This is a genomic window from Acidovorax sp. GW821-FHT11A03 (genome assembly GCF_058809075.1).
This window is the reverse complement of sequence record NZ_JBXASG010000004.1, coordinates 540,586-554,349: the sequence shown is the minus strand read 5'-3', so window position 1 is coordinate 554,349 and position 13,764 is coordinate 540,586. Positions and strand designations below refer to the sequence as shown.

The 13,764-nt window shown below is 71.2% G+C and carries 10 protein-coding genes; 6 read left to right on the top strand and 4 right to left on the bottom strand.

Going from position 1 to position 13,764, the window contains the following annotated elements; genetic code table 11:
* Window positions 1–20 precede the first annotated feature (20 nt).
* Window positions 21–1,280: a Zn-dependent hydrolase gene (locus AC1RVY_RS12935; protein WP_492806785.1), complete on the top strand. Its 1,260-nt coding sequence runs from the start codon at window positions 21–23 to the stop codon at window positions 1,278–1,280.
* Window positions 1,277–2,746, top strand: a complete 1,470-nt coding sequence (locus tag AC1RVY_RS12930; RefSeq protein WP_492806784.1) for a M81 family metallopeptidase — start codon at window positions 1,277–1,279, stop codon at window positions 2,744–2,746. Before AC1RVY_RS12935 ends, AC1RVY_RS12930 begins: the two co-directional genes overlap by 4 nt.
* Window positions 2,747–2,766: 20 nt before the next feature.
* On the opposite strand, the gene AC1RVY_RS12925 is transcribed toward AC1RVY_RS12930, so the two are convergent.
* Both AC1RVY_RS12925 and AC1RVY_RS12920 read right to left on the bottom strand, forming a co-directional pair.
* Window positions 2,767–4,320, bottom strand: coding sequence for an ABC transporter substrate-binding protein (locus AC1RVY_RS12925; protein ID WP_492806818.1), 1,554 nt, complete (start codon window positions 4,318–4,320; stop codon window positions 2,767–2,769).
* Between the two features lie 216 nt (window positions 4,321–4,536).
* The gene (locus AC1RVY_RS12920) at window positions 4,537–5,448 is read right to left on the bottom strand and encodes a helix-turn-helix transcriptional regulator (protein ID WP_492806783.1); all 912 of its coding nucleotides are present in this window, start codon (window positions 5,446–5,448) and stop codon (window positions 4,537–4,539) included.
* A 75-nt stretch (window positions 5,449–5,523) separates the two neighbouring features.
* Here AC1RVY_RS12920 and AC1RVY_RS12915 point away from each other — a divergent pair, with 75 nt between their 5' ends.
* Window positions 5,524–6,981: an amidase family protein gene (locus AC1RVY_RS12915; protein WP_492806782.1), complete on the top strand. Its 1,458-nt coding sequence runs from the start codon at window positions 5,524–5,526 to the stop codon at window positions 6,979–6,981.
* A gap of 11 nt (window positions 6,982–6,992) precedes the next feature.
* Here AC1RVY_RS12915 and AC1RVY_RS12910 read toward each other — a convergent pair whose 3' ends face one another.
* Window positions 6,993–7,511: a BON domain-containing protein gene (locus AC1RVY_RS12910; protein WP_218296458.1), complete on the bottom strand. Its 519-nt coding sequence runs from the start codon at window positions 7,509–7,511 to the stop codon at window positions 6,993–6,995.
* Window positions 7,512–7,548: 37 nt separating this feature from the next.
* Window positions 7,549–8,031 (bottom strand): GNAT family N-acetyltransferase, encoded by a 483-nt coding sequence (locus tag AC1RVY_RS12905; protein WP_492806781.1) that lies wholly within the window; start codon window positions 8,029–8,031, stop codon window positions 7,549–7,551.
* A 205-nt stretch (window positions 8,032–8,236) separates the two neighbouring features.
* Here AC1RVY_RS12905 and AC1RVY_RS12900 point away from each other — a divergent pair, with 205 nt between their 5' ends.
* The 3 genes from AC1RVY_RS12900 to AC1RVY_RS12890 are packed head-to-tail and all read left to right on the top strand — an operon-like array spanning window position 8,237 to window position 13,754.
* Window positions 8,237–9,337: a ligase-associated DNA damage response exonuclease gene (locus AC1RVY_RS12900; protein ID WP_492806780.1), complete on the top strand. Its 1,101-nt coding sequence runs from the start codon at window positions 8,237–8,239 to the stop codon at window positions 9,335–9,337.
* A complete protein-coding gene (locus tag AC1RVY_RS12895) occupies window positions 9,334–11,043 on the top strand; it encodes an ATP-dependent DNA ligase (protein ID WP_492806779.1) in 1,710 nt (569 codons plus the stop codon). Before AC1RVY_RS12900 ends, AC1RVY_RS12895 begins: the two co-directional genes overlap by 4 nt.
* Window positions 11,040–13,754, top strand: a complete 2,715-nt coding sequence (locus AC1RVY_RS12890; protein WP_492806778.1) for a ligase-associated DNA damage response DEXH box helicase — start codon at window positions 11,040–11,042, stop codon at window positions 13,752–13,754. Before AC1RVY_RS12895 ends, AC1RVY_RS12890 begins: the two co-directional genes overlap by 4 nt.
* Window positions 13,755–13,764 lie beyond the last annotated feature (10 nt).

Sequence of the window (13,764 nt, the reverse complement as noted above, 5' to 3'; positions counted from 1 at the left end):
TCAGGAATTCGACTGTGGACATGACGACGACCCCCTCCCCTGCCCTGCAACCGCGCGTGAACGGCGCGCGCCTGTGGCAATCGCTGATGGACCTGGCGCAGATAGGCGCCACGCCCAAGGGCGGCGTGTGCCGCCTGGCCCTCACCGCGCTGGACGGCGAAGGCCGCGACCTGTTCGTGCGCTGGGCGCGCGAGGCCGGCTGCAGCGTGCGCACCGACGCCATCGGCAACATCTTCGCGCGCCGCGCGGGGCGCAACGACGCCCTGCCCCCGGTGATGACCGGCAGCCACATCGACACCCAGCCCACGGGCGGCAAGTTCGACGGCAACTACGGCGTGCTGGCCGGCATCGAGGTGGTGCGCACGCTGAACGACCACGGCATCGTGACCGAAGCCCCGATCGAGGTGGCGGTGTGGACCAATGAGGAAGGTTCGCGCTTCGTGCCGGTGATGATGGGCTCGGGCGTCTTCGCCGGCGCCTTCACGCTGGAGCATGCCCTGGCCCAGCGCGATGCACAGGGCACCAGCGTGGCCGAGGCACTGACTGCCATCGGCTATGCAGGCGCTGACGGCCCCACGCCGGCCGTGGGCGCGTACTTCGAGGCGCACATCGAGCAGGGCCCGGTGCTGGAGGCCAACGGCTGCGTGATCGGCGTGGTGCAGGGTGCCCTGGGCCAGCGCTGGTACGACGTGAGCGTGCAGGGCATGGAGGCCCATGCCGGCCCCACACCCATGGAGCTGCGCCGCGATGCGCTGCTGGCCGCCAGCACGCTGGTGGTCGAGGTCAACCGCATCGCCCTGGCCCATGCGCCGCATGCCCGCGGCACGGTGGGCGTGCTGGGGGTGTTCCCGAGTTCGCGCAACGTGATCCCGGGCAGCGTGCGCATGACGGTGGACCTGCGCGCCGCCGACGACGCCGTGCTGCTGCAGATGGATGCCGCGTTGCGCGCCGCCTGCGAGCGCATCGGCACGGCCGGCCGCACGCCCATCGCGGTGGAGCAGGTGGTGTACTTCCCGCCACAGCCGTTTGCGCCCGCGCTGGTCGAAGGCGTGCGCGCCGATGCCCAGGCACTGGGCTACAGCGCCATGGACGTGGTCAGCGGTGCCGGGCACGACGCCGTGTACCTGGCGCGCCTGGCGCCCACGGCCATGGTCTTCGTGCCCTGCGCCGACGGCATCAGCCACAACGAGATCGAGGACGCCGAGCCCGAGCACCTGGAGGCCGGGTGCAACGTCTTGCTGCAGGCCATGCTGCGCAGCGCCCGGGTGGTCGCCGCATGAAGATCCTCATCGCCCGCCTGAACCACGAGACCAACACCTTCTCGCCCGTGCCCACGCCCCTGGAGGCGTTTGCGCCCACCTACGGCGAGGATGCCTTGCGCGACAACCTGGGCATGCGCACGGCCATGGCGGCCTTCATCGACCTGGCCCGGGGCCTGGGCGCCACGCTGGTGACGCCGGTGTCGGCCACCTCCAACCCCAGCGGCCCGGTGCATGCCGCGGCCTACGACGAGCTGACCCGCCGCATCGTGGAGGCCGCCCCCGGCTGCGATGCCATCCTGCTCGACCTGCATGGCGCCATGGTGGCCGAGAACAGCCCCGATGGCGAGGGCGACCTGCTCGCGCGCGTGCGCGCCGCGGCGCCCGGCGTGCCCATCGGCGTGGCGCTGGACCTGCACGGCAACATCACACCGAAGATGGTCGCCAACGCCGACGTCATGGTGGGCTTCAAGACCTACCCGCACATCGACATGTACGAGACCGGCGAGCATGCCGGGCGCCTGCTGCTGGCCATGCTGCAGGGCCAGGCGCGCTACGGCGTGCGCTGGCACCAGTTGCCCATGATGGGCCACACCCTGCGCAGCACCACGCTGGAGGGCGCCATGCTGCGTGCGGTGGACGCCGCCCGCGCTGCCGAGGCCGATGGCGTGCCCGCCGTCTCGGTGTTCGCGGGGTTCTCGCTGGCCGACATCGAGGCGCCGTTCATGAGCGTGGTGGTCACCGGCCTTGCCGATGCGCCCGAAGCAGCCCAGGCCGTGGCCGACCGCATCGCGGCCACCATCTGGCAGGAGCGCGCCGAGTTCGTCTACGACAGCGAGCCCCTGGCCGACTCCCTGCAGCGCGCGCAGACCCTGGCGCAAGGCGCCGAGCGCCCGGTGCTGCTGCTGGACCACAGCGACAACTGCATGTCCGGCGGCACCTGCGACTCCATGGACGTCTTGCAAGCCGCCCTGGATGGCGGCTTGTCGGACATCGCCGTGGGCCCGCTGTGCGACCCCGCGGCGGTGGCCGAGCTCGTGGCGGCCGGCGTGGGCGCGCAGTGCACCGTGCGCCTGGGCAACAAGGTGCCGCTCACCCAACTGGGGGTGTCCAAGGAGCCCGTGGCGCTCAGCGGCACGGTGCTCGCCATCAGCGACGGCGAGTACACCGTGACCGGGCCCATCTACACCGGGCAGCGCTGCGCGATGGGGCGCACCGTGCTGTTCGACACCGGCAGCGCCCTCATCGTGGTGACCGAGAAGACCCACGAGCCCTGGGACCTGGGCGTGTTCTCGTGCGTGGGCGTGGACCCCACGGCGCACCGCTTCATGCTGCTCAAGTCGCGCATGTACTGCCGCCCGGTGTTCGTGCCGCTGTCGCACGCGCTGGTCGAATGCGACAGCCCCACGGGCGTGACCAGCTCCAACTACGCACTGTTCCCTTTCAAGAACGTGCGCCGGCCGGTGTTCCCGCTCGACGCGGTTTGATGGAACACCGGGGGCAAAGGTCAGTTCACCTTGATTAAACGCCAGTCGATGCGGTTGTCGGGGCGCTGCACGAGTTCGACGTTCTTCTTCATCGCCCAGGCCAGCATCTGGTTGTGCAGGGGGATGTTGGCCACCGTGTCGTTCTGCAGCTGCAGGCCTTCGGTCAGCAGGCGGTTGCGCACGGGCTGGTCGATCTCGGTCTTCACGCGGTCCACGACGTAGTCCATGCGCTCGTTGCTGTAGCGGCCCAGGTTGTAGTTGCCGTCGCCGCCCGTGGTCTTGGTGCGCGTGAGCGACTGCAGGGTGTACAGCGCATCGAAGGTCGGCACGCCCCAGCTGAGCAGGGTGATGCTGGCCTCGTGCCGCTGGGCCATGGGGTAGTAGGTCACCGACGGCAGGGTGCGCAGCTTGGCCTTGACGCCCACGCGCGCCCACATCGAGGTGATGGCCTGGCACAGGTTCTCGTCCTGGATGATGGAGTTGTTGCTGCAGGCAAAGTCGACCTCGAAACCGTCCTTGTAGCCCGCCTCGGCCAGCAACGCCCGGGCGGCATTGACGTCGTAGGGCAGGCGCTTGTCCACCGCCTCGGTCCAGCCGTTGACCAGGGGCGAGACCATGGCGCCCGTGGGCTTGGACATGCCGCGCATGGTCACGCGCTGCAGCGTGGCCACGTCGATGGCCTGGTACAGCGCCTTGCGCACGCGCAGGTCCTTGAGCGGGTTCTTGCCCTTGACGCTGCTGCCCGGCAGCTCGTCGCGGAACTGGTCCAGGGCCAGGTAGATGGTGCGGTTCTCGACCATCTCCATCACCTTGATGCTCGGGTTGGCCTTGAGGCGCTCCAGGTCCTGCAGGCTGGTGTCGCGCACCATGTCGACCTCGCCCGAGAGCAGGGCCGCGACGCGCGTGGCCTCGGACTTGATGGGCGTGTAGACGATCTCGGTGACGTTGCCCTCGGTCTTGCCCGCGTTCCACCACTGCGGGTTGGCGGCAAACACCAGCTTCTGGTCGGGCACCCATTCCTTGAGCACGAAGGGCCCGGTGCCCATGGCATTGCGGTGCGAGAAGGTCTCGTCCTTGGACTTGATGTCCTTGGGCTCCACGGCATTGTTCTTCTCGGCCCAGGCCTTGCTCATCACGCGCAGCTCGGTCAGCTGGTTGAGCAGCACCGGGTTGGGGTTCTTCAGGAAGATGTCGATGGTCTCGCCGTCGACCTTGGCGATGCGCTCCATGCCCTGGGTGTAGATGGCGTAGGTGGAGGTCTTGCTCATCGCGCGCTGCAGCGAATACACCACGTCGTCGGCCGTCATGGGCGATCCGTCGCTGAACTTCACGCCCTGGCGCAGCTTCACGCGCAACTGCGTGGGGCTGACCTGCTGCCACGAGGTCGCCAGGAGCGGCTCGACCTTGAGCGTGCGGCTGTTGAACATCACCAGCGACTCGTACACCGCCGCATGGATGCCATTGCCCAGGGCACTGTTCTGCGAGTGGATGTCCATGGACTGGATGTCGGTGGACCCGGCCCAGCGGAACGTCTTGGCGTGCGCGCCCGGCATCGCGGCCACCCACGCCGCCATGGCCAGCGCGGGCACGAGCCAGCGGCGGCCTGGCCTTGCGGTGCCGGCCCCGCGGGGCGCGGCGGGCTGCGGGTGCGCAGGGTGCCGCGCCACTGCGGCAACGCGGGACACAACAGTGCGCGGAGACAGGTGAGGAAGGAAGCTCTGGAACCTACGGGGCATATGTTTTCCTTTGCAGGGATGGAAGCCGCAATATGCCGCAGCGGACCGCCAAACCTATTGCGCGTTTTCCACGACATCCACCCCTCTGCGCACGGTCCCCGGGGCGCAGAGGGAGCCCCGGGCGTCCAGGCGACCGGCCAGTTGCCGGTACTGGCTGGGGCTGACGCCACAGGCACGCTGCCAGCCATGCACGAAGTGCGCGGAGTCGGAGAACCCCGCGGCATGCGCGATGCCCGTCAGGCTGGCCGTGCCGCCAAGCAGGGCCTGCTGCGCGTGCTCGATGCGGGCGGCCTGGCGCAGCGTGGCAAAGCCCAGGCCGTGCCGGGCCAGATCGCGTTGCAGCTGGCGCGCGCTGCGACCCAGGCGGCGGGCGGCGTCGGGCAGGGCCAGGGCAGGCTCCTCGCGCCACCAGGCCAGCAGGTCCAGCACCTCGTTCGCGCACCCCAGCCGCCGCGCCAGGGACTGCAGCGTGCGCGGCGCATCCGCCGGGCTGCCGCTGGTGCCGCCGCGCGCCAGCACGCTCACGCACGAGGCGGCAATGCTCGCGCGGATGTCCGCACTTCGCTGCGCCGCGGCACGCAGGGCGCGGTCCGGCAGCATGGGGGATTCCCGCCGCAGCGCGCCCTGGCCATCGAGCTGCGTGTTGACGCCCAGGGGCGCCATCCGGTTGTAGGCGTTCCAGCGGTCCACGAACGCAGAGGGCCCACGGCCCACGGCGGCCGAGGGCGCCAGGAGCGCATGCACCGGGTTCAGGTCCAGCGCACACAGCAGCGCAAGGCGCGCCTCCCGCCGGGCCTCTTGCCCGCGCGCCTGCGGGCCGCCGCGCAGCACCTGCGCCACATATGCCTGGTGGGTGACGAAGCCCTGCACCTGCGTGCGCACGGCCCGCGCCAGCAGCGCGTGGGGGCGTTCGTCGATATCGCCCAGGCAGGCGGGCAGCAGGTGGTAGCAAAAAAGCGCGGCCATGGCGCTTTTATACAAGCTGGCGCGGCCCGGCCCAGGGACGATGGCCCTCTCCTTCATTCCCTGTGCAAACACACCATGCAACGACGAGATCTTCTGGGCCTGATGGGCCTGACCGCACTGGGCGCCCCCCTGCGCCCCGCTTTCGCCCGCGGCGCCACCCACGGCCTGCTGGCGCTCGATGCCACGGCCCAGGCAGCGCTGGTGCGGGCGGGCCATCTGCAACCCGCGCAGCTGGTGCAGGCCAGCCTGGCGCGCGTGGCGAACGTCAACCCCAGGCTGCAGGCGCTGGTGGAACTCTGCCCCGACCGGGCCCGCGGCCAGTGGCAGGGGCCGCCCTCCCCCGGGCCCTTCTGGGGCGTGCCGTTTGCCTACAAGGACGCGGTCGACCTGCAAGGCACGCACCGGCGCAGCGGCTCGCGCCTGCAGGCGGACGCGGCACTTTCCAGCGCCTCGTCGCCGCTGGTGGCGCGCTGCGAAGCCAGCGGGCTGATCGCCATCGGCAAGACGGCAACGCCCGAGTTCCAGCTCAGCGCCACCACCGAACCCCTGCTTGGCGGCCCGGTCCGCAATCCCTGGAACCCGCTGCACTCCCCGGGTGGTTCCTCGGGCGGCGCCGCGGCGGCCGTGGCCGCGGGCATGCTGCCCATGGCGCACGCGACGGATGGCGGTGGCTCGATCCGCATCCCCGCCTCGTGCTGCGGGCTGTTCGGGCTCAAGCCCAGCCGCTCGCGCATGCAAGGCTCCGGCCCGCGCGATGCCGGTGTCGACCACGCGGTGAGCCGCACGGTGCGCGACAGCGCCACGCTGTTCTGGTGGAACCAGCGCGGCGATGGCGCCGCGCCGCTGCCGCCCATGCCCGCGGTGCACAGGCCCTCGGCCCGGCGCCTGCGCATTGGCTTCGCGCCGCAGAACCTCTTTGGCGAGATGCCGGACCCCGCGGTGCTGCAGGAAGTCACCCGCGTCGCGCGGCTGTGCGAACGGCTTGGGCACCAGGTGCAGCCCTTTGCGCACGGCATCGACGGCGAGCGGTTCTTCGATGCCTTCATGGTGGCCTGGAGCGGCGGCGCCGAGCGGGCGCTGCAGCAGGCCGAGGGCACGGGCCGCCCGCCCGACACGCTGCTGGAGCCCTGGACCCTGCACCTGGCACGGCACGCGCGCGCGCTCCCCGCCGGCGCGGCGGCACGCGCCGGCGCGCACTTTGCCGCCGTGGGCGCGCAGGTGAATGCCTGGTTCGACGCCGTGGATGTCGTGCTCAGCCCGGTGGCCGCCAGCGAGCCGCCACGGCTGGGGTGGCTTGCCCCCACCGTGCCCGGCGCCACGCTGTGGGCCCGGCTGATGCGCTATGCGTCGTACACGCCGCTGCACAACGTGGCGGGCACGCCGGCGATGTCGGTCCCGCTGGGGCTGAGCGCGCGCGGCCTGCCCATCGGCAGCCATTTCGCGGCGCGGGTCGGCGACGAGCAGACGCTGTTCGCACTGGCCTATGAACTGGAACAGGCCGACCCCTGGTCGCACCGGGTCCCACCGCTGTGAATGAAGCCCCGTCAGGGGCGCGCGGGCGCGAGCGGGTAGCGCGCGCCCGCGCGCGCCGTGCCCACCTGCAGCAGGTTGATGACACCCATCACGTCATCCACCAGCCCCACGGCTTTCTCCAGCGCCTGCGACTGCGCCTCGGACTGCACGCAGCCCATCAGCGTGACCAGCCGCCGCTCGCCCAGCACCCAGACGCTGGTGTCGTCGAAGCGCCCCTCCTCGCGGATATAGCGCTGCACGCGCGGGATGAGCTCCGCGTCGTACAGGTAGGAGTTGGGCAGCCGGCAGCGCCCCACGCGGTGGCAGCTGCCGCCATGCTGCGAGCGCGTGTGCGCCAGCTCGCGCACCTCGGCGTCGGTGTAGAGCGGGCCCTCGGGCACGGGGCATTGCGGGATGGCGCTGGTGACCTGGACGAAGGGGTCGTTGAAGGCATTGGTGCGGGGGGCTGGGCTGCCGTCCTGGGCAACGGCCAGGGCAGCCACCCCCAACCACAGCAGGAAGAACTGGAAGAACACACAAACACGGCGCATGCATTGCTCCTTGGTGGACGGCAGGCACCCACGCTGCCTACAACGCGATCTGGTATCGCGCAAATTCCCTGCGGCCTTTCAGCACACAGTCGTACAGGGTAAAACCAAAGTCCTCATAGAGTGCGCGCAGCGGCTGCCGATCGGCCACGCAGTCCAGCCGCAGGTACCGCACACCCAGGCTGCGGGCGTGCTCGCGCCCGAACGCCAGCAGCGCGGCAGACACCCCCTGCCCCGCCCATGCCCGCCGCACGGCCAGCTTGTGCAGGAACGCGGAGGTGCCTGGTTCCGCATCCGGCCAGAAAGTGGGGTCTTCGCGCTGCCAGCGCACCACGCCCGCCACGTCATCGCCCACCCTGGCCACCAGGAAGTGGCCGGTATCCACATCCTGCTGCACACGTTCCTCGCTGAAATCGGACACGGCCCACAGCGGCATCTGGCGGTCTACCAGCCACTGCGCGGCCTCGCGCAGCACCGCCGCGATGGCGGCGGCGTCTGACGGGCGGGCGATTTCTGTGTGCATACGAAAGCGGTATTGGCCTGCAGACAGGGGAGGTGCACGCAGGATGATGGGATGGCGCAACGAACTATCCGCCTGCACAGCAGGCAGATTGCGGTTTACTCATTTTTTGATAGCTATTGGCGCTTGATGGATAAGCGCTGGAAGTCATTTTTATCTAAATTTTAGGGACAAAACCTCTTTCTGCAATCCCCAGCCCGCCCCCCGGATGGGGCGTGCCCCCTACGATGCCCTGACCGTGCCCCCCAGCGACCTCATCGTCCACCGCCCCGAAGGCCTGTACTGCCCGGCCGGGGATTTCTACATCGACCCCTGGCGGCCGGTCAGCCGGGCCGTGATCACGCATGCGCATTCGGACCATGCGCGCATGGGCTCGGCCCACTACCTGGCGCACCAGGACAGCGAAGGCACGCTGCGCAACCGACTCGGAGCCGATATCGATCTGCAGACGCTGGCCTATGGCGACACCATCGACCACCACGGCGTGCGCCTGTCGCTGCACCCGGCGGGGCATGTGCTGGGATCGGCCCAGGTGCGGGTGGAACATGGCGGCCAGGTGTGGGTGGCCTCGGGCGACTACAAGCTCGAAGACGATGGCACCTGCCCGCCGTTCGAGCCGGTGCGCTGCCATACTTTCATCACCGAATCGACCTTCGGCCTGCCCATCTACCGCTGGCCGGCGCAGCCGGCGCTGTTCGCGGACATCAACGCATGGTGGGCCGCGAATGCGGCGGCGGGCAAGGCCAGCGTGCTGTATGCGTATGCCTTCGGCAAGGCGCAGCGGCTGCTGCACGGGGTGGATGCGGGCATCGGCCCCATCATCGTGCACGGCGCGGTGGAGCCGCTCAACGCCGTGTACCGCGCGGCGGGCGTGGCGCTGCCGCCCACCCTGCGCGTGACGGACCCGGGCGCCACCAAGGCCGAGCTGCGCCGCGCGCTGGTGCTGGCACCGCCCTCGGCGGCGGGCACGCCCTGGCTCAAGCGCTTTGGCGAGCATTCCGATGCCTTTGCCAGCGGCTGGATGCTGGTGCGCGGCGCGCGCCGGCGCCGTGGCGTGGACCGGGGCTTCGTGATGAGCGACCACGCGGACTGGCCCAGCCTGCAGAAGGCCATAGCCGCCACGGGGGCCGAGCGCATCATCGTGACCCATGGCAGCACCGAGGTCATGGTGCGCTGGCTGTGCGAGCAGGGGCTGAATGCGCAGGTGTTCGCCACCGAGTACGGCGCCGACGACAACGAGGACGACGCAGGGGCTGCAGCGCCGCCACCGCAGGCCGATGCACCGGCGCCGGAGGCCGCGGCACCATGAAGGCCTTTGCCACACTGTTCCATGCTCTGGACTCCACCACCGGGCAGTCGGCCAAGCTGGCCGCGCTGGTGGCCTACCTGCGCGCGGCACCAGCGGCCGATGCGGCCTGGGCCACCTACTTCCTCGCGGGCGGCAAGCCGCGCCAGATGGTGCCCACCAAGCGCCTGAAGGCCCTGGCGCAGGAGGCCGCCGGCCTGCCCGAATGGCTGTTCGAGGAAAGCTACCAGGCCGTGGGCGACCTGGCCGAAACCCTGGCCCTGCTGCTGCCACCGCCCGTGCAGCCGGTGGACCTGCCGCTGGCCGAGTGGATGGCCCGGCTGCTGCCCCTGCGCGCCCTGCCCCCCGAGGAGGCCGATGCCCGGCTGCGCGCGCAGTGGGACATGCTGGCGCCGGAGCAGCGCTTCGTGTACTTCAAGCTCATCACCGGCAACTTCCGCGTGGGGGTGTCGCGCCTGCAGGTCACGCAGGCACTCGCCACGGTGAGCGCGCTGGACCCCAAGCGCATCGCGCACCGGCTCATGGGCTACACACAGATCGGCCGGCAGCCGCAGGCGGGCGACTACAGCGCGCTGGTGGCCCCCGTGGACGAGGGTAAAGACGGCGCCGCCAGCACGGGCAGCGACACGGCCATGGCAGGCCAGCCCTACCCCTTCTTCCTGGCCCACCCGTTCAGCCAGCCCCTGGCCGAGATGCCCGCGCTGCTGGGCGCGCCCGAAGACTGGCTGGTGGAGTGGAAGTGGGACGGCATCCGCGCGCAGATCGTGCGCCGCGGCGGCGCGGTGTGGGTCTGGTCGCGCGGCGAGGAGCTGGTGACCGACCGCTTTCCCGAACTGGCCGAGGCCGCGATGGCGGCCCTGCCCGACGGCACGGTGGTCGATGGAGAAATCCTCGTATGGCTGCCCCGTGAGCCCCAGCCGCGCCCCTTTGCCGACCTGCAAAAGCGCCTCGGCCGCAAGACACTGACGCCCAAGCTGCTGCGCGAGCTGCCCGTGGTGCTGGTGACCTACGACCTGCTCGAACATGCGGGCCAGGACCTGCGCCAGCAGCCCCAGCAGGCCCGCCGCGCACTGCTGGAGACAGTGCCGCAGCCACCCGACGCCATCGCAGAGCCCGCAGCCCCACCCGCACTGCGCCTGAGCGCCCTGCTGCACGGCGCCGACTGGCCGGACCTCGCGCGCCAGCGCGAGGCCGCGCGCGGCATGGGCACCGAGGGCTTCATGCTCAAACACCGCCAGGCGCACTACGGCGTGGGCCGCACCAAGGACGTGGGCGTGTGGTGGAAGTGGAAGATCGACCCCATGAGCGTGGACGCCGTGCTCATCTACGCCCAGCGCGGCCACGGCCGGCGTGCCAGCCTGTACACCGACTACACCTTTGCCGTGTGGACCGGGCCGCAGGACGACCCCGACCGGCAGCTCGTGCCCTTCGCCAAGGCCTATTCGGGCCTGACGGATGCGGAGATCGCGCAGGTGGACGCCATCGTCCGCAAGACCACGCGCGAGAGCTTCGGGCCCGTGCGCAGCGTGGATGCGACCATGGTCTTCGAGCTCGGCTTCGAGGGCATCGGCAGGAGCCCGCGGCACAAGAGCGGCATCGCCGTGCGCTTTCCACGGATGCTGCGCTGGCGCCAGGACAAGACGGTGGCCGAGGCCGATACCCTGCAGACCCTGATGGCCCTGCTGCCGGGGCAGGACGCTGCCGCATGAGCACGGCGCGCCGTCCGCGCAAGCCGCTGCCCACCGTGGCCGCGAGCGCGGCCGCAGGCTGGATGGCCACGCGCGGCTGGCAGCCCTTCGGCTTCCAGCAGGAGGTGTGGCGCGCCATGGGCGAGGGCCGCTCGGGCCTGCTGCACGCCACCACCGGCGCGGGCAAGACCTATGCCGTGTGGCTGGGTGCGCTGCAGCACCTGGCGCTGGCAGGCGCGCCCGTGGCACCCACGGCGGACGCCAGTGCGCGCACGGCCCTGCGCACACGCCGCGCGGCGGCGCCGCCGCTCACGGTGCTGTGGATCACCCCCATGCGCGCCCTGGCCGCCGACACGCTGCGTGCGCTGGTAGAGCCCCTGCCCGACCTGGCGCCGGACTGGTCCAGCGGCCTGCGCACCGGCGACACCGCCAGTGGCGAGCGCGCCGCGCAGGACCGCCGCCTGCCCACGCTGCTGGTGACCACGCCCGAGAGCGTCTCGCTGCTGCTGGCGCGGGCAGATGCCCACGAGCGCCTGCGCCACGTGCGGCTGGTGGTGGTGGACGAGTGGCACGAGCTGGTGGGCAACAAGCGCGGCGTGCAGGCGCAGCTGGCGCTGGCGCGCCTGTCGGGCTGGAACCCTGCGCTGCAGGTGTGGGGCATGTCGGCCACGCTGGGCAACCTGCAGGAGGCGCTGGATACGCTGCTGCCCCGCCCGGTCCACGATGCCCCCGCAGTGCCGCCCGCCGTGCTGGTACAGGGCCGCATCGACAAGGCGCTGCAGGTCGACGTGATGCTGCCGGCCAAGGTGGACCGCTTTGCCTGGGCCGGCCACATGGGCCTGGCGCTGCTGCCGCAGGTGGTGCAGTCCATCGAGGCCTGTACGTCCACCCTGGTCTTCACCAACTCCCGTTCGCAGGCCGAGCGCTGGTACCAGGCGCTGCTGGAGGCGCGGCCCGACTGGGCGGGCACCATCGCGCTGCACCACGGATCGCTGGGCCAGGAGGTGCGCGCCTGGGTGGAGAACGGGCTCAAGGCCGGCCTGCTCAAGGCCGTGGTCTGCACGTCGAGCCTGGACCTGGGCGTGGACTTTCTGCCCGTAGAGCAGGTGCTGCAGATCGGCTCGGCCAAGGGCGTGGGGCGACTGGTGCAGCGCGCGGGCCGCTCGGGCCACGCGCCGGGGCGCACGTCGAGCATCACGCTGGTGCCCACGCACAGCCTGGAGCTGGTGGAGGCCGCCGCCGCGCGCCACGCGCTGGCGCTGGGCCGCATCGAAGACCGGCACACGCCGCGCGCGCCACTCGACGCGCTGGTGCAGCACCTGGTCACCATTGCCCTGGGCGGCGGCTTCGTGCCTGCCGAGCTGCTGGCCGAAGTGCGCCGCGCGCCGGCCTATGCGGCACTGGCCGACAACGACTGGCAATGGGCCTTGCAGTTCGTGCGCCAGGGCGGCGCCTCGCTGGCCATCTACCCCGACTTCCAGCGCGCTGCGCCCGACGAGGAGGGCATCTGGCGCGTGCCCGATGCGCGGCTCGCGCGCCGCCACCGCAGCAACATCGGCACCATCGTCAGCGACGCCAGCATGCAGGTGCAGTTCGTGAGCGGCGGGCGCCTGGGTTCGGTGGAAGAGAGCTTCATCGCCCGGTTGCGCAAGGGCGACGTGTTCATGTTCGCGGGCCGCCTGCTGGAGCTGGTGCGCACCCAGCAGATGACCGCCTACGTGCGCGTGGCGCCCAAGGGCAGCGCCGCGTTGCCGCGCTGGAACGGCGGGCGCATGCCGCTGTCGAACACGCTGGCCGACGCCATGCTGGAGATGCTGGAGCAGGCCGAGCGCGGTGTGTACGCCTCGCCCGAGATGTTGTGCGCCCAGCCGCTGCTCGCGCTGCAGCACGCCTGGTCGGCCCTGCCCACGCCCGGCCGCCTGGTGGCCGAAACCCTGCACACCCGCGAGGGCTGGCACCTGTACCTGTACCCGCTGGCCGGCCGCCTGGTGCACCTGGGCCTGGCGGGGCTGCTGGCCTGGCGCGCGTCGCAGCAGGTGCCCAACACCTTCTCCATCGCGGTCAACGACTATGGGCTGGAGCTGCTGTCCGCCAAGCCCGTGGACTGGGCCGCGCTGCTGCCGCGCCTGATCGGCGAGGGCACGCACACCACCATCGGCAGCGGGCTGGAGGACGAAGTGCTGGCCAGCCTGAACGCGACCGAGATGGCACGCCGGCGCTTTCGCGAGATCGCGCGCATCGCCGGCCTCATCTTCCAGAGCCACCCGGGCGAGCAGCGCAGCAGCCGCCAGCTGCAGGCATCGTCCTCGCTGTACTACGACGTGTTCGCCCAGTACGACCCGGACAACTTGCTGCTGGCCCAGGCCCGCGCCGAGCTGCTGGCCAACGAGCTGGACATGGAGCGCCTGGCCCGCACCCTGCGCGGCATGCAGGCGCAGACCCTGTCCATCCATGCCCTCACGCGCCCCACCCCATTCGCTCTGCCGCTGATGGTGGAGCGCTTTCGCGAGCGCCTGAGCACCGAAACGCTGGCCGACCGCCTGGCGCGCATGGTGCAGGCGCTGGAGAAGGCCGCCGACGACACCACCGGCACCCACCACGCCGACCATCCCGTGGCCCCGGCCGACATGGCCTGGGACGTGCCCGACGGGGCCACCGCGTCGCCCCGGCGCGCGCGCCGAGGCGATGCCGGCGACACGCCCCGCCGACCGAGAAGGCGCCATGGATTCTGAGCACCTCGAC